The organism is Herbaspirillum sp. NPDC101396 (genome assembly GCF_044767365.1).
GTDB lineage: Bacteria > Pseudomonadota > Gammaproteobacteria > Burkholderiales > Burkholderiaceae_D > Herbaspirillum.
Genome location: NZ_JBIWNT010000007.1, coordinates 251973 through 267526, shown reverse-complemented (window position 1 = coordinate 267526; position 15554 = coordinate 251973). Strand labels below are relative to the sequence as shown.

At 60.0% G+C, this 15554-nt stretch carries 14 protein-coding genes; 11 read left to right on the top strand and 3 right to left on the bottom strand.

From position 1 onward, the window contains the following. Positions 1–245: 245 nt before the first annotated feature. Both ACIROY_RS23245 and ACIROY_RS23240 read right to left on the bottom strand, forming a co-directional pair. Positions 246–1397, bottom strand: coding sequence for an ABC transporter substrate-binding protein (locus tag ACIROY_RS23245; protein WP_402344522.1), 1152 nt, complete (start codon positions 1395–1397; stop codon positions 246–248). A 179-nt stretch (positions 1398–1576) separates the two neighbouring features. Next, a complete protein-coding gene (locus tag ACIROY_RS23240; protein ID WP_402344519.1) occupies positions 1577–3685 on the bottom strand; it encodes a TonB-dependent siderophore receptor in 2109 nt (702 codons plus the stop codon). 409 nt (positions 3686–4094) lie between these two features. On the opposite strand from ACIROY_RS23240, the gene ACIROY_RS23235 reads away from it, so the two are divergent. From ACIROY_RS23235 to ACIROY_RS23185, 11 genes are all read left to right on the top strand, one after another. Continuing rightward, the gene (locus ACIROY_RS23235) at positions 4095–5156 is read left to right on the top strand and encodes a LacI family DNA-binding transcriptional regulator (protein WP_402278347.1); all 1062 of its coding nucleotides are present in this window, start codon (positions 4095–4097) and stop codon (positions 5154–5156) included. 199 nt (positions 5157–5355) lie between these two features. Continuing rightward, entirely contained in the window at positions 5356–6162 is an 807-nt protein-coding gene (locus ACIROY_RS23230) for a transporter substrate-binding domain-containing protein (protein ID WP_265215383.1), read from the top strand. A 121-nt stretch (positions 6163–6283) separates the two neighbouring features. Continuing rightward, positions 6284–6982 (top strand): amino acid ABC transporter permease, encoded by a 699-nt coding sequence (locus ACIROY_RS23225; protein ID WP_402278348.1) that lies wholly within the window; start codon positions 6284–6286, stop codon positions 6980–6982. Then, positions 6979–7629: an amino acid ABC transporter permease gene (locus tag ACIROY_RS23220; protein ID WP_053199424.1), complete on the top strand. Its 651-nt coding sequence runs from the start codon at positions 6979–6981 to the stop codon at positions 7627–7629. The genes ACIROY_RS23225 and ACIROY_RS23220 overlap by 4 nt, the downstream gene beginning before the upstream one ends. After that, positions 7616–8350 (top strand): amino acid ABC transporter ATP-binding protein, encoded by a 735-nt coding sequence (locus ACIROY_RS23215; protein ID WP_016832037.1) that lies wholly within the window; start codon positions 7616–7618, stop codon positions 8348–8350. The genes ACIROY_RS23220 and ACIROY_RS23215 overlap by 14 nt, the downstream gene beginning before the upstream one ends. After that, entirely contained in the window at positions 8347–9093 is a 747-nt protein-coding gene (locus tag ACIROY_RS23210; protein ID WP_402344516.1) for a sugar phosphate isomerase/epimerase family protein, read from the top strand. The genes ACIROY_RS23215 and ACIROY_RS23210 overlap by 4 nt, the downstream gene beginning before the upstream one ends. Before the next feature lie 38 nt (positions 9094–9131). Continuing rightward, positions 9132–10076 (top strand): sugar kinase, encoded by a 945-nt coding sequence (locus tag ACIROY_RS23205; RefSeq protein ID WP_402344513.1) that lies wholly within the window; start codon positions 9132–9134, stop codon positions 10074–10076. An 18-nt stretch (positions 10077–10094) separates the two neighbouring features. Next, positions 10095–11054, top strand: a complete 960-nt coding sequence (locus ACIROY_RS23200) for a 2-hydroxyacid dehydrogenase (protein WP_402344510.1) — start codon at positions 10095–10097, stop codon at positions 11052–11054. A 230-nt stretch (positions 11055–11284) separates the two neighbouring features. Further along, on the top strand, positions 11285–12040 hold the full coding sequence (locus ACIROY_RS23195; RefSeq protein ID WP_016832755.1) for an electron transfer flavoprotein subunit beta/FixA family protein: 756 nt from the start codon (positions 11285–11287) through the stop codon (positions 12038–12040). 12 nt (positions 12041–12052) lie between these two features. Further along, on the top strand, positions 12053–12982 hold the full coding sequence (locus ACIROY_RS23190) for an electron transfer flavoprotein subunit alpha/FixB family protein (RefSeq protein ID WP_402278357.1): 930 nt from the start codon (positions 12053–12055) through the stop codon (positions 12980–12982). Positions 12983–13114: 132 nt separating this feature from the next. After that, entirely contained in the window at positions 13115–14917 is a 1803-nt protein-coding gene (locus tag ACIROY_RS23185) for an acyl-CoA dehydrogenase (protein WP_402344507.1), read from the top strand. A 55-nt stretch (positions 14918–14972) separates the two neighbouring features. On the opposite strand, the gene ACIROY_RS23180 is transcribed toward ACIROY_RS23185, so the two are convergent. Next, positions 14973–15389 carry an NINE protein gene (locus ACIROY_RS23180; RefSeq protein ID WP_402278361.1) on the bottom strand — a complete coding sequence of 139 codons (417 nt, stop codon included), beginning with the start codon at positions 15387–15389 and terminating at the stop codon, positions 14973–14975. Between the last annotated feature and the right edge of the window lie 165 nt (positions 15390–15554).

Here is a 15554-nt window from a genome sequence, read left to right as displayed (position 1 = left end):
ACCGCGTAGATCATGCCTAGCGCGATGCCGCTGAAAACCAGCTGTAACAGAATATCCATTATTTCTACCCAAGAAGCGGCTGCCAATGAATGGCGAGCGGTGTGTGGCGAAAACCTGGTTTGCATGGAGCGCATGGACGGCGCCCGAATGAGCGGACTCGGTGCAAAAAAGGCCGGTCCTTGGGAGCAAAGACCGGCTTTTCAGGTTCAGCAATGATGCACAAATGTCAGTGCATGGTGGGCGGACTATTTGCCGAGAATGACGCGACCGTTTTTCACTTCGCCCATGACGACGTTGTTCGGCTTGATCGCTTCGTGGTCACTGTGCGAGAACGGTTTGTCGTAGGTCGTCACGACGCCTTCGACCTTGGTGTTCAGGTTTTCCAGGGCAGCACGGACCTTCTCGCCGTCGGTGGCGCCGGCTTGCTTGATCGCTGCGGCCAACAGGTAAATCGAGTCGTAACCCTGGGCAGCTGACACTGCGGAAGGAATGCGGTCAACCTTGTAAGCCTTTTGGTAGGCTTCGATGAAGGCCTTGCGCTTGGGGGTATTGCCGTCCTGGATGAAGGTTTGCGGCATGCGTGCGCCGTTGCCGTTCTTGCCGGAGTTGTCGATGAAGTTACCCATCGACAGCGGCCAGCTGCCGATGATGGGCACGTGCCAGTTCAGCTTTTCCATGGCGTTGGCGATCTGCGCCAGTTCAGGACCGATGCCGTAAGTCAGCACGACTTGCGCGCCGCCTTGCTTGGACTTCAGCAACTGCGCCGTCATGTCGACGTCCTTGAGGTTGTATTTTTCGACGGCGACGGGCGTGATCTTCTTGGAGGCCAGGACCTTTTCCAGATCTTCACGGCCGAGCTGGCCGTAGTTGGTGGAGTCGGCCAGAATCGCGACCTTGGTGAACTTTTGCTTGTCGATCGCTTCTTCGGCAATCATCTTGGCCTGGATGCCGTCAGCCGCCGAAGTACGGAAGACGTAGTTGTCCTTTTCCTTCTCAAACTGCTTGGTGATGACGCTGCCGGTGGCGACGTTATTGATGACCGGAATCTTGGCTTCCTGATAGAAGCGCTGCGCGGCCAATGCGACACCGGTGTTGATGAAGCCGACTGTGGCGACGACCTTTTCCTTGTTGATCAGCTCCTGCGCGATTTGCACGCCACGCTCATTCTTGGCTTCGTCGTCGCGCTCGACCAATTGCAGCTGGCGACCCAGTACGCCGCCGGCAGCGTTGATGTCGGCCACGGCCAGCTTGACGCCGTCGCGCATGGACGCGCCCATCGGTGCGGAACCGCCAGTGAACGGGCCGGACACGCCGATCTTGATCGTGTCGGCAGCCTGGCTGGAAAGGGAGAGGCTCAGCAGTGCTGCTGCAACCAGTGCTTGGGTCTTGTAAGTCATTTGTCTTCCTCCTGTTGTAATTAGGCGCTTAGTATTTTCGAGTCAGTCATTTTCAACAAGCGTTAAACTACGTAGATCATCTGCGTAGTAATACGTAGATGGGAAAACCAACGTCTCTTCTGATTCGGACCCCCGGTACATGGCGCGGCTGCATTGCTTTTTTCGGCATGCAACCGCGATCAGTAGCGATATCCCAGTGTCAGCATCACGACGCGATCATCGCCAAGGGCGACCGCATTGGCCAGGCCGCCGGCGTAGTACTGCGTATTGAATATGTTCTTGACGTTCAAGGCGGTGCGCCAGCGCGCAGCATTGTAGGCGACGCCCACATCAGTCAGCACATAGCCCGGCAGGGAATAGCCATTGGTGCGCTGACGACTTTGCCCATGCACACCGCCATTGAGTTCCCATCCGGTCAGTTCGCCCTTGAAGCGATAGCGTGCGCTGGTGTTGAAATTGTGGCGCGGCACATTGTCCAGCCACTGGCCGACGGTGGTGACCTTTTGTCCGCCGTCGTCGCTGATCACGGCCGAGGTGTAGGAGTAACCGGCCATCAGGCTCACACCGTTGCGGAAGTCGCTGGTGATGCCGATTTCTCCGCCTTGCGAATGCTGTTCTCCCACGGCGATCTTGAAGGTGGTGTTGTTCGGATCGGTCTGCAGCACGTTGCGGCGGCGCAGGTCGAACAAGGCCACGTTCAGGTTGGTACGGCCTTCATCCAACTCGACCTTGACGCCGGCTTCCCATTGCTTGCCGGTCTCCGGTTTGAAGGTGTTGCCGCCGATGTCAGTGCCGGAGTTCGGGTAGAACGAGGTGGAATAGCTGACGTATGGACGCACGCCTCTCAGGACTTCATACATCAATGCGGCCGAGCCGGTAGTGGCGCTGGCGGGATTGTCCGTGTGTTTCTTTGTCACGATGTTGTCCGAATAGGTCGACGTATTGTCGCGGCGCAGGCCGGCCAACAGTTGCCAGCGATCGCCGAACTGGATCTGGTCACGCAGGTAGACGCCAAGATCGCGGACGGTGGTGGAGGTATTGGTGCCAGGCGTGGCGGGGCAGACCAGGCGCGCGCCGTAGACCGGGTTGTAGACGTTCAATGCGGTCACGGTACAAGCATAGGAGCGCACGTCTTCGCGCGTGTTCAGGTAGTCCGAGCCGAAGGTGATCTGATGTTTGCCGACAGCGGTGTTGAAGCTGCGCTGCAAGTTGGTGTCCATCGTGAAGGTCTGACCGTCGTAGGTCTGGTCGGTGCCGGTCCGGGTCAGCGAGGTGCCGGTGGCGGCGGTGTTGGCGACCAACTGGCCGCTCATCGTGAATTGCTGCCAGCGCAGGTTGTTGTTCAGCGTCCAGCCGTCGTCGAAGCGATGCGTCAGCGAATAGCCCAGGCGGGTTTCGGTGGCGTTGTACGGCCGTGCTGCGGGTTCGCCGGTGAAGCGGCTGAGCGGGATGCTGCCGTTGACGTTGCGGTTGATCGATCCCGACAGCGGCAGGCCTTGCTGGCGGATGTAGCCGCGTTCCTGGAAGCTGGTCAGGATGGTGAAGTCGGTGCGTGCGCCGAGATCCAGCGACAGCGATGGTGCGATGTAACGGTTCTTGAACCAGACGTAATCGGTGGCGTCGTTAGAGTTGGAGATCAGGCCGTTGATGCGAAAGGCTTGTTTGCCGTTTTCCGACAGCGACTTGTTCAGGTCGATTGTCGCCTGGCGGAAGTCGTGGCTGCCGACCGTGACGTCGGCATTGGCGAAATCGTAGCTTTGCGGGCGCTTGCTGACCATGTTGACCAGGCCGCCCGGCAGCACCAGGCCGTACAGCAGCGAACCCGGCCCCTTCAAGACTTCAATTTGCTCCAGACCGAACAACTGCTCGGCGACGCGATTGGACGCCGCCGTGCGCAGGCCGTCCAGGTAAAGCGAATCGGACGCCACCTGGCCGCGGATGATCAGGTCGTCCCAGCCGCGCCGCCCGTATTGGCCGGAGACCACGCCAGGTGCATTCTTGAGCGCATCCGCGAGCGTCACGGCCTGCTGGCTGTCGAGCACGGCGCGCGGCACTAGTGAAACGGATTGTGGCGTCTGCGACAGCGGTACGGAGGATTTGTTGACCTGTATTTTTGCCGCGTTGTAGCGGGTTTCTGCATCGCCGTCGGCGCTCACGTTCACGGCAGGCAGCTGGTTTGTCTCTGCGGCGGTCGTCGGGGCGGAAGATTCTGTGGTTTGCGCCAGCAGGATTGACGGTGCAAGGGTAGCCAGGCCCAGGAGGGCGGCGCGGGTGCGTTTGAGGGGCATGGATAGAGGGAGATAATTTTGTTAATGAGAACTATTTTCATTAATTGTATCGTCCCATGTCGCGATGCAGCAAACTAATTAGAAGAATATTTGTATTTTTGTCGCGATCGTTTGAAGGCTGCAGAATTGGTTATGCCAACAATACCGCACGTGAGTTGCCATGGCGGGGAGGCGATTATGACCTGCCACTCGCATTTTTCCTGAGAGAAATTCGACGCTTCGTTTCATCATTCTTCATCAAATTTTTCATGTGAAATAGTTTGCCAAACAAAATTCTCACTGTTATCTTGGAACCGGTTCCAAAGATTCATCATAAAAAAGAAACCTGGGAACCCGTAGCGCAAATCAATCGATGTATCGATAGATAACAATCAACGATTTGGCAGGTAGAGTGAGACAAAAATCCTATATGCAACACACGCGCAGCACCGGCGCGGGCAAGGTCACGATTGCCCAGGTCGCACGCGAAGCGGGTGTGTCGAAGACAAGTATTTCAAGGTATCTCGGCGGCGAGCTTGACGCCCTGTCGGAGCATCTGCGCGAACAGATTCGCAGCACGATCGCCCGGCTCGGCTATCAGCCAAGCCAGATGGCGCGCGGCCTCAAGGGCGGGCGCACCAAGCTGATCGGGATGCTGGTGGCGGACATCCTGAACCCGTATTCGGTGGCCGTGCTGCACGGCGCCGAAGCGGCTTGCCAGGAACATGGCTACACGCTGATGCTGTGCAATACCGGCAACGACGAGAAGCGCGAGAAGCAATCGCTGGCGGCCCTGCATTCCTATAGCGTGGAAGGCCTGCTGTTCAATACGCAAGGGCGCAATGTGACGCCGTTGAAGGAGTTGGGGCAAGCGGCGTTTCCGGTGGTGTTGCTGGACCGGCGTGTGGAAGGTTGCGATTTCGATCTGGTCGGGTTGGACAACGTGGGCGCGGCACGCATGGCGACCGAGCACCTGCTGGCCGGCGGTTATACCGATATCGGCCTGGTGGTGCAGCCGCTGCACGGCGTCAGTTCGCGTCAGGGGCGGCAGGCAGGCTTTCTCCAGGCGATGTCGACGCGGCCGGATTGTCACGGCGAGACGCTGGAAGTGCATATCGACCAGCCGGGGCACGTGGCGACGACGCTGGATGATTTCCTGAAGCGCCGGCGCAGCCGCAATAGCGGCGGCAGGCTGGCGATTCTGGCGGGCAACGGCATGGTGTCGCTGCAGATCGCGCTGGCGCTGCAAAGCATGAAGCTGCGCTTCCCGCAAGACATCGGCCTGCTGTGTTTCGATGAATTGTCCTGGTCGCCGCTGGTTGGCAGCGGCATCAGCACTATCGAGCAGCCGACCTACGACATCGGCTTTGCCGCGATCGAGCGCCTGCTGGCGCGCATCAACGGCGAGGGCGCACCACGCCGCGAGATTTTGCTGGACGGCCGGCTGATTCCGCGCGGATCCAGCACGCAAGCGAAGAACATGGTTTTGTAACGATTCTGGAACCGATACCAGAGAAAACAAATGCACGGGTGATGCATCGCTGCTCAGAAAAAAGCAACAAAAAAAGCAACAAAAAGAGGCGGTAAAGAAAGACGTAGACAGTCGTACTACAGCGGGCGCAAGCCTATAACGAGGACGTTCATCCGGCTCCCTTATCCAGGGCAGGGGATGACGAAAAGGAGACTACACCATGAGCATCAAGAATCTGTTGAGCACCAAATTCATCGCGCTGACCCTGGCCGCTACCTGCGCAGTCGGCGCAGCCGCCAGCGCCAGCGCACAAACCGTGGCCGACCTGATCAAGAAGGGCAAGGTCACCATTGGCGTCGTCAGCGGCACACCACCGTTCGGTAGTGTTGACGCCAAGGGCGAGCCAATCGGTTACGACGTTGACGTCGCCAACCTGATCGGTAAATACCTTGGCCTGCCGGTGGAAATCGTTCCGCTGGTGCCGCCTGCACGTATTCCAGCGCTGGAATCCGGCAAGGTCGACTTCCTGGCTGCAACATTGGCGCCGACGCCTGAACGCGCCAAATCAGTGATGTTCACGATTCCTTACAGCGGTTTCGAGTTGTCCATCGTCGGTCCGGTCGCTTCCAAGTTCAAGAACCTGAACGATCTGGTCAAGAAGAAGGTCGGCGTTTCGCGCGGTAGCACCAACGACACTGCGCTGACTCGTCTGGCGCCTGCAGGCACCGTGCTGGTCCGTTTTGAAGATGACTCCACCGTGACCCAGGCTCTGTTGAGCGGCCAGGTTGATGCAATCTCGATCCCGAACACCATGGCGACCGAAATCGTGAAGACCCGTGGCGCCGGCAAGATCGACATCAAGTTCCCATACTCGGTGCAACCGAACTCGATGACCGTGCGTAAAGGCGCGTTCGATCTGCAGCAATGGCTCAACAACTTCATCTACTACGTCAAGCTGAACGGCGAATTGGATGCGATCTCGCGCAAGTGGTCGGGTTCGCCACTGCCAAATCTCCCCGTTTTCTGATTTAGCACTGCGCAACGTATTGCAATCAACCGGTACGGATTCCTCGCGGATTCGTACCGGAAAACTTGCGCGGCGGGTGTCGGCATTTGCGCCCGCCAAGTAAATCGGCAAGGAGTAGACGATGTCTTATGATTTTCAGTTTGCGTTCATCTTTCAGCACATGGACCAGCTGCTATGGGGAGCCTTGCTCACCATCCGGCTCAGTGCGCTGTCGATGATCTGCGGTTTGGCGGTGGGTATCTTCGGGGCGATCGTGAGCATTCACGGTTCGGCACCGGCCCGCTTTGCGGTCACGTCCTATGTGGAGCTGATCCGCAGCACGCCTTTCCTGGTGCAGTTGTTCATTATCTTTTTCGGCTTGCCCGCTGCAGGCGTGCAGGTCGATGCCAACGTCGCCGCACTGGTGGCGATGACGGTCAATCTCGGCGCGTATTCGACCGAGATCGTGCGCGCCGGCATGATGGCGGTCCATCCGTCGCAAGTCGAAGCGGCGCAGGCGCTGGCGATGACGCGCTGGCAGGTGATCCGCCACGTGGTGCTGACGCCCGCGCTGGAGAAGGTCTATCCGGCGCTGGCCAGCCAGTTCACGCTGATGATGCTGGCCTCCAGCGTGGTGTCGGCGATCTCCGCCGAAGAGCTGACCGCGAGCGCCAACCTGCTTGATGCGGAAACCTTCCGCAGCTTCGAAATTTACCTGATCGTGATGGGCCTCTACATTCTGCTGGCACTGCTGTTCCGCCTCAGTTTCTGGCTCATCGGTCTGGTTGTGTTCAAACGCCGCCGCCGTCTTGGCGTAGCGCGGCCAAGGGGGAACCGATGATTGCCGAATTTTCCTGGGACCAGTTCATCTTCCTGTGGGAAGCCGCGCGCTGGACCGTGCTGTTGTCGGTGCTGGCGTTCATCGCCGGTGGCGCTGCCGGGTTCGTGGTGGCGCTGATGCGTACTTCGCATCTGCAGATCCTGCGTACCTTGTCGGCGGTGTATATCCAGATCATCCAGGGCACGCCGGTGCTGATCATCCTGTTCCTGTCGTTCTACGGACTGGCGATCTACGGCTTCAAGCTGCCGCCGATGGTGGCGGCGACGATCGCCATGACGATCTACACCAGTGCCTACCTCGGTGAAATCTGGCGCGGCTGCATCGAAGCCGTGCCGGTGCCGCAGTGGGAAGCATCCACTGCGTTGGCGATGACACGCTGGCAGCAGCTGCGCTACGTGATCCTGCCGCAGGCGGTGCGCATTTCGCTGCCACCGACGGTCGGTTTTCTGGTGCAGATCGTCAAGAACACCTCGATTGCTTCCATCATCGGCCTGGTCGAATTGACGCAGGCGGGCAAGCTCGTCAGCAATGCGACGTTCCAGCCCTTCCTCGTTTTCCCGATTGTCGCCGCGATCTATTTCATCTTCTGCTATCCGCTGTCGCGTTTCAGTTTTGCCCTAGAAAGGAAATTCCATGCCCATCGTTGAGATCGAGAACATCACCAAGAGCTTTGGCAGCAACCAGGTCTTGAATGGGATATCGTTGTCCGTCGAGCGCGGACAGGTGATTGCGGTCATCGGCCGCAGCGGTTCGGGTAAAAGCACCATGCTGCGTTGCATCAATGGCCTGGAGACGATTGATGGTGGTAGCATCAATGTCGCCGGTCACAAGCTCACCGCCAAGCATGAGCACCTGATCGAGCTGCGCAAGGATGTCGGGATGGTGTTCCAGCACTACAACCTGTTCCCGCATCTGACCGTGGAGGAGAACGTCATGCTGTCGCCGCGCATCGTCAAGAAAGTGGCGACAGAAAAAGCGCGCGAAACCGCGATCAAGGTCTTGAAGCAGGTCGGCCTGGATCACAAGCGCGACGCTTATCCGGAACAATTGTCGGGCGGCCAGCAACAGCGCGTGGCGATTGCCCGCTCGCTGGCTATGGAACCGCAGGTCATGCTGTTTGATGAAGTGACCTCGGCGCTGGACCCGGAGCTGACGCAGGAAGTGCTGAAAGTCATGGAAGAACTCGCAAGGGGAGGGATGACTATGTTGCTCGTCACGCACGAAATGGAATTCGCCCGGCGGGTCGCCGATCTCACCGTGTTCATGCATCAGGGCAAGGTGTGGGAAGCGCGTCCGTCGAAGGAATTCTTCTCCGATCCGCAAACGCCGGAAGCGCGCCAGTTCGTCGGCGCCGGCAACATCAAATGAAAACCCCGGTACTGGTTGCGGCCTCCGCCTACGGCGCAGATTTCGTGCGCCAGGTCGGGCATGCGCACCTGATTCCGATCGTGGCCGCGGCTGGTGCGGCGGGCTTGGAAATCCGCCGCGAGCTGTTCGTCGAGTTGCCTGATTTCGATGAGCTGCACGCGCTGCTGGTGAAGCACAAGTTGTTTTCGGTGTATTCGGCGCCGATCGAGTTGTTCCGCAAGGACGGTTCGCTGGCGCGCGATGAGCTCGATCAGGTCATGGACGAGGCGCAACAGCTGCAGTCGCGATTCCTGAAGGTGTCGCTGGGCCATTTTTCGCCGGCCAGCAACATGCTGGACTGGTCGCGTTTTGTCGCGCAGGCGCCGGTGCCTTTACTGCTCGAAAACGACCAGACCGAACACGGTGGCAAACTGGAATCGATCGCCAATTTTCTGGCGGTTTGTTCCGGCACCGGCGTCCCGGTCGGCATGACCTTCGACATGGGCAACTGGCGCTGGAGCGGCGTCGACGCCGAAGTGGCGGCCCGCACGCTGGCGGCGCACGTGCAATACGTGCACTGCAAGGGCGTGTGGAACGACAAGGGCAAACTCAAGGCGATCCCGCTCGACGAAGACGAGGCCGTCTGGCGCCGCCTGTTTTCCCATTTCCCGCGCGGCGTGCAGCGCGCGATCGAATTCCCGATCATCGGCAAGGACCTGGAAGCGACGACCCGCGATTACGTGGCGATGCTGGCTTCGGCCTAGGCGCATCACCCGCCGTACACCATCAGAGAGAACGAGTAATGCAAACACAACTGGACGTCGTCACGTACGGCGAAGCACTGGCGTTGTTTGTCGCGGACGAGGTCGGCGATTTTGCGGATGTTGAAAGATACACGCGTCGCCTCGCCGGAGCCGAAACCAACGTCGCCATCGGCCTGGCGCGCCTGGGCCTGAAAGTCGGCTGGGTCAGCCGCGTCGGCAACGATTCCTTCGGCCGTTTCATCTGCAAGCGCGTCGCCCAGGAAGGCGTCGACGTCAGCCACGTGGCGACCGACAAGGAATTCCGCACGGCGATCCAGCTCAAGGCCAAGGCCGTCGACGGCGCCGATCCTGCCATCGAGTATTACCGCAAGGGTTCGGCCGCCAGCCATCTGTCGCAGGTCGATTTCGACGAGGCCTATTTCGGCGGCGCGCGTCACTTGCACGCGACCGGCATCGCCGCCGCCTTGTCGCCGAGCACGATGGCGTTCGCGCATCACGCGCTGGACTTCATGCGTGCGCGCGGCAAGACGATTTCCTTCGATCCGAATTTGCGGCCGATGCTATGGCCGTCGCAGGAAGTGATGGCGCAGCAGCTCAACGCGCTGGCGTTCAAGGCCGACTGGGTACTGCCCGGCCTGGGCGAAGGCAAGATATTGACCGGCCACAGCGAGCCGCGTGACATTGCCGCCTTCTATCTTGAGCGCGGCGTCAAGCAGGTCATCATCAAACTAGGTGCGGACGGCGCCTACTTCCGCAACGCCGACGATGAAGGCATCGTGGCCGGTGTCGCGGTCAGGGAAGTGGTCGACACGGTCGGCGCCGGCGACGGTTTCGCGGTCGGCGTGATCAGCGGTTTGCTGGAAGGATTGTCGATGACGGAGGCCGTCATGCGAGGCAACCGTATCGGCGCGTTCGCCATTCAGGTGGTGGGCGACATGGAAGGCCTGCCGACCCGCGCTCAACTTGACGCTGCTTCCACCTGACGCCATCCGGGAGCATCGATGAAACAACATGTAGTCGTATACAAGAAGTTGCCGGACGATTTGCTGCAACGTCTGCGCGATGAATTCGAGGTCACGTATTTCGAGGCGATTAACGCCGGCAACCGTGCGCAGTTCCTGGCGGCGCTGGCGACAGCGCAGGGCATGCTCGGCGCCAGCCTTCCCATCGGCAACGACATGCTTGACGCAGCGCCGTTGCTGAAGATTGCCTCGACGGTGTCGGTCGGCGTCGACAACTTCGACCTTGATTATTTCCGCAAGCGCGGCCTGATGCTGGCGCATACGCCGGGCGTGCTGAACGAGGCGACGGCGGATGCGATCTTTTCGCTGATCCTCGCCAGCGCGCGCCGCGTGGTGGAGCTGGCGGAATTCGTCAAGGCCGGAAAATGGAAGGGCAGCATCGGCGAATCGCTGTTCGGCGTCAACGTGCACGGCAAGACCCTGGGGATGCTCGGCATGGGCCGCATCGGCAGCGCAGTGGCGCGGCGTGCGCATCACGGTTTCGGCATGAAGATCGTGTATCACAACACGCGCCCCAATCCCGAGGCGGAAGCGTTGCTGGCGGCGACGTATGTCACACGCGACGAACTGTTTCAGCAGGCGGACTTCGTTTGTCCTATGCTGCCGCTGACGGCGCAGACCGAACGCACCATCGGTGCGCGCGAATTCGGGCTGATGAAGCGAAGCGCCATTTTTATCAACGCCTCGCGCGGACGCATCGTCGATGAAGCGGCGCTGATCGAGGCGCTGCAACGCAAGACCATTTACGGCGCCGGACTCGACGTCTTCGAGCAGGAACCGTTGCCGGCCGATTCTCCGTTGCTGCAATTGCCCAACGTCGTAGCCTTGCCGCATATCGGCTCGGCCACGCATGAAACGCGGCGCGCCATGGCTGAACTGGCCGTCGATAATCTGATTGCCGGTTTGCGCGGCGGCCGACCGGCACATCTGGCCGTGTAAATTTCTCCTGCGGAATCCGGGCGTGGTGACGTCCGGAAATTCTGCTCAAAATCCTTTCCAAAAAGCCGGTCCGGGGACTTTCGCTGCGGCGATTTAGTGTGTATGCTTCACACATTAAAAAGAACGATCGTGCTAAATTCAAACGATGTCCGGCTTTTGCCGCGCTTTTGCTTTTATAATCACCGTTCAGTTAACGTTTACGTCAATTCGATTTTTCCAAGGACCAGGCGATGAAAGTATTAGTCCCCGTCAAGCGGGTAGTAGATTACAACGTCAAAGTACGCGTCAAATCCGACGGTAGCGGTGTGGACATCGCCAACGTCAAGATGTCGATGAACCCCTTCGACGAGATCGCAGTGGAAGAAGCCACGCGTCTGAAGGAAGCCGGCAAGGTCACCGAAGTCATCGCCGTTTCCTGCGGCGTGACCCAATGCCAGGAAACCCTGCGCACCGCCATGGCGATCGGCGCCGACCGCGGCATCCTGGTGGAAACGCCGGCCGACCTCGACCTGCAACCGCTGGCCGTGGCCAAGCTGCTGAAGGCACTGGCAGACAAGGAACAACCGCAACTGATCATCCTCGGCAAGCAAGCCATCGACGACGACAGCAACCAGACCGGCCAGATGCTGGCGGCGCTGCTGGGTTGGCCGCAAGCGACCTTCGCCTCCAAGGTTGTGGTGGAAGACGGCAAAGTCTCCGTAACGCGCGAAGTCGACGGCGGCCTCGAAACCCTGTCGCTGACGCTGCCGGCCATCGTGACGACCGACTTGCGCCTGAACGAGCCGCGCTACGTCACGTTGCCGAACATCATGAAGGCCAAGAAGAAGACCCTGGACATCGTCAAGCCCGACGACCTTGGTGTCGACGTCGCGCCGCGCGTCAAGACGCTCAAAGTCGCCGAACCGGCCAAGCGCAGCGCAGGCGTGAAGGTGCCTGACGTCGCGACCCTGGTTGCCAAGCTCAGAAACGAAGCCAAAGTCATTTAAGGAAGAGACAACATGACCGCACTCGTCATTGCAGAACACGACAATGCCAGCCTGAAAGGCAGCACACTGAACACCATTACCGCCGCAGCGCAAGCCGGCGGCGACGTCCACGTCCTGGTAGCAGGCCACAACGCCAAAGCCGCCGCCGATGCCGCCGCGCAGATCGCCGGCGTCTCCAAAGTCCTGCTGGCCGATGCGCCGCAATTCGCCGACGGCCTCGCAGAGAATATCGCCGAGCAAACGCTGGCCATCGCCAAGGACTACACCCACATCCTGGCTCCCGCCACCGCCTACGGCAAGAACATCCTGCCGCGCGTGGCCGCCAAGCTGGACGTGGCACAGATTTCGGAGATCACCAAGGTCGACAGCGCCGATACCTTCGAGCGTCCGATCTATGCCGGTAACGCGATTGCCACCGTGCAATCGACCGATGCCATCAAGGTCATCACCGTGCGCACTACCGGTTTCGATGCCGCAGCCTCAGGCGGCAGCGCAGCGGTTGAGTCGCTGGCGGCAGTGGCCGACTCCGGCAAATCCAGCTTCGTCTCGCGCGAAGTGGCGAAGTCGGATCGTCCTGAACTGACCGCCGCCAAGATCATCGTCTCGGGTGGCCGCGGCATGGGCTCGTCGGAAAGCTTCAAGATCCTCGAGCCGCTGGCCGACAAGCTCAACGCCGCCATGGGCGCTTCGCGCGCCGCGGTCGATGCGGGCTACGTGCCGAACGACTGGCAAGTGGGCCAGACCGGCAAGATCGTGGCGCCGCAGCTGTACATCGCCGTCGGTATTTCCGGCGCGATCCAGCATCTGGCCGGCATGAAGGATTCCAAGGTGATCGTGGCGATCAACAAGGATGAAGAAGCACCGATCTTCTCGGTGGCGGACTACGGCATCGTCGGCGACTTGTTCGAGGTCGTGCCTGAGTTGGTCAAGCAACTGGGATAATCAGCAATACCAAATCGGCCCTCTCGCATGACAGGGCCGATTTTTCAGCAGCACAGGTAATACAGCAAGCAGTAAAAACGAATGCGTAAGCAGCGCAACAAGAGATTGCGTACACAGGATCAGGAGTCGGAGATGAGCTACGTCGCACCATTGAAGGATATGCTGTTCGTGATGAACGAACTGGCTGGATTGTCGGAAGTCAATGCGTTACCAAACTGCGAAGACGCGACGCCGGAAACCGTGGAAGCCATTCTGGAAGAAAACGCCAGGTTCTGCGGCGAAGTCGTGGCGCCGCTCAATCATTCCGCCGACAAGGATCCGAGTTCATGGAGCGACGGCAAGGTCACGACCAGCAAGGGCTTCAAGGAAGCCTTCAAGCAGTTCGGCGAAGCCGGCTGGCAGGGCGTGCAGCATCCTGTTGAATTCGGTGGCCAGGGCCTGCCGAAACTGGTGGCGACGCCCTGTATCGAAATGCTGAATTCCGCGAATCTCTCATTCGCGCTGTGCCCACTGCTGACCGATGGCACCATCGAAGCACTGATGACGGCCGGCACCGAAGAGCAAAAGAATACTTATCTGACCAATTTCATCTCCGGCAAATGGACCGGCACGATGAATCTGACCGAGCCGCAAGCCGGCTCCGACCTGGCGCTGGTGCGCACGCGGGCGGTGCCTCAGGGCGACGGTACGTTCAAGTTGTCGGGCACCAAGATTTTCATCACGTACGGCGACCATGACATGGCCGAGAACATCGTCCATCTGGTGCTGGCGCGTACGCCGAATGCGCCGGAAGGCGTGAAAGGTATTTCGCTGTTCATCGTGCCGAAGTTCCTGGTCAAACCGGACGGTTCTCTGGGCGAGCGCAACGACGTGCATTGCGTCTCCATCGAACACAAGCTGGGCATCAAGGCCAGCCCGACTGCGGTGCTGCAATTCGGCGACCACGGCGGCGCCGTCGGCATGCTGGTCGGCGAAGAAAATCGCGGCCTCGAATACATGTTCATCATGATGAACGCCGCGCGTTTCGCGGTCGGCATTCAGGGCATCAGCGTTGCTGAACGCGCCTATCAAAAAGCCGTGGCCTATGCCAAGGACCGCGTGCAATCGCGCGACCTGGCGGGTTCGGCAGGCGCCGTCACGATCATCCACCAGCCGGACGTGCGCCGCATGCTGATGTCGATGCGTTCCCAGGTGGAGGCGGCACGCGCGCTGGCGTATGTCGCCGCTGCGGCGTCGGATGCCGGTCATCATCATGCCGACGAGGCTACGCGCAAGACCAACCAGGCCGTCTACGAATATCTTGTGCCGATCGTCAAGGGCTGGTCGACCGAATTGTCCATCGACGTCACGTCGACCGGCGTGCAGGTGCATGGCGGCATGGGCTTCATCGAAGAAACCGGCGCTGCTCAGTATTACCGCGATGCCCGCATCCTGGCGATTTACGAAGGCACCACCGCGATCCAGGCCAATGACCTGGTCGGTCGCAAGACCTCGCGTGACGGCGGTGCAGTCGCCAAAGGCATCATCGGCCAGATCCGCAAGACCGGAGCGGCGCTCACCGCCGCCGGCGCGGGCGAGTACGATGCCGACCTGCAGGCGATCCACAAACGTCTGGTTGAAGGTGCACAGGCGCTGGAGGATGTCGTCAACTACGTGGTTGCCAACATCAAGACGGACATCAAGGGTGTGTTTTCAGGCAGCGTGCCGTACCTGAAGCTGGCCGGCATCGTGCTGGGCGGCTGGCAAATGGCGCGCGCCGCGCTGGTCGCGGTCGACAAGCTGAATGCCGGTGACGGCGATGCGCAGTTCTACAAAGCCAAGATCGCAACTGCCCGTTTTTATGCGGACCACGTGCTGACCCAGGCCTCGTCGTTGCGCGCGTCGGTGGTGGAGGGTAGCGCCGGTGTGCTGGCGCTGACCGAAGACCAATTCTGATTTGGCAGCGCTCACCGGGTCGACCGGCGAGCGCTGCAGGTTTTCCAGTTAAGCGTCAGCCGTAAGCGCCGCCGGTGAAGAGCAGGTCGAAACTGCGCGCCATCAGGGCGATCACCGACATGGCGCCGATGCCCAGCGTCAATACCAGAATCAGCGCCAGCACCCAGTGCGATTCCGATTTCTTGCCGGATGCCGGATTGCGGGTTGCATCCCATTTTTCATCCGGCGTCAGCCCGATGACGAGGGCTTCGAGGAAGCCGCACAATATCGACAGCGCAAACAGCATGCCCATGAACAGCGGCTGCGAGTTGCTGAACGTCCAGATCAGCAGTGCCGACACCGGCAGGGTGGCCAGATGCAGCCAGCCGATCAGGTCTTTGCGGCCGACCATATAAAAGCGGTGGAGGCCGATGCCGCCAAAAACGGCCGCCAGGAAAGTCGTGAATGTCTTGTTCTTGTGCTGAATTGTCATGAAGCTAATTTCTCAATGGCAAAAAAAGGCGCGGGATCGGGCGGACTGCACGACGGGGAGCATTGTAGTGTTGTAAAAAAACTGCGCCTAGTATAGCCGCAGGAGAGGACGTCCCGAAGAGCGTTTCGGAGCGTGCCGCCCTGAAAAGGGCAAAATCCGGGGGGA

Excerpts from the sequence above, each read along its gene's own strand:
- ACIROY_RS23230 (WP_265215383.1), top strand. The coding sequence starts at position 5,356 with ATGAGCATCAAGAATCTGTTGAGCACCAAATTCATCGCGCTGACCCTG.
- ACIROY_RS23195 (WP_016832755.1), top strand. The coding sequence starts at position 11,285 with ATGAAAGTATTAGTCCCCGTCAAGCGGGTAGTAGATTACAACGTCAAA.
- ACIROY_RS23180 (WP_402278361.1), bottom strand. The coding sequence starts at position 15,389 with ATGACAATTCAGCACAAGAACAAGACATTCACGACTTTCCTGGCGGCC.
- ACIROY_RS23200 (WP_402344510.1), top strand. The coding sequence starts at position 10,095 with ATGAAACAACATGTAGTCGTATACAAGAAGTTGCCGGACGATTTGCTG.
- ACIROY_RS23190 (WP_402278357.1), top strand. The coding sequence starts at position 12,053 with ATGACCGCACTCGTCATTGCAGAACACGACAATGCCAGCCTGAAAGGC.
- ACIROY_RS23235 (WP_402278347.1), top strand. The coding sequence starts at position 4,095 with ATGCAACACACGCGCAGCACCGGCGCGGGCAAGGTCACGATTGCCCAG.
- ACIROY_RS23210 (WP_402344516.1), top strand. The coding sequence starts at position 8,347 with ATGAAAACCCCGGTACTGGTTGCGGCCTCCGCCTACGGCGCAGATTTC.
- ACIROY_RS23185 (WP_402344507.1), top strand. The coding sequence starts at position 13,115 with ATGAGCTACGTCGCACCATTGAAGGATATGCTGTTCGTGATGAACGAA.
- ACIROY_RS23245 (WP_402344522.1), bottom strand. The coding sequence starts at position 1,397 with ATGACTTACAAGACCCAAGCACTGGTTGCAGCAGCACTGCTGAGCCTC.
- ACIROY_RS23240 (WP_402344519.1), bottom strand. The coding sequence starts at position 3,685 with ATGCCCCTCAAACGCACCCGCGCCGCCCTCCTGGGCCTGGCTACCCTT.
- ACIROY_RS23220 (WP_053199424.1), top strand. The coding sequence starts at position 6,979 with ATGATTGCCGAATTTTCCTGGGACCAGTTCATCTTCCTGTGGGAAGCC.
- ACIROY_RS23215 (WP_016832037.1), top strand. The coding sequence starts at position 7,616 with ATGCCCATCGTTGAGATCGAGAACATCACCAAGAGCTTTGGCAGCAAC.
- ACIROY_RS23205 (WP_402344513.1), top strand. The coding sequence starts at position 9,132 with ATGCAAACACAACTGGACGTCGTCACGTACGGCGAAGCACTGGCGTTG.
- ACIROY_RS23225 (WP_402278348.1), top strand. The coding sequence starts at position 6,284 with ATGTCTTATGATTTTCAGTTTGCGTTCATCTTTCAGCACATGGACCAG.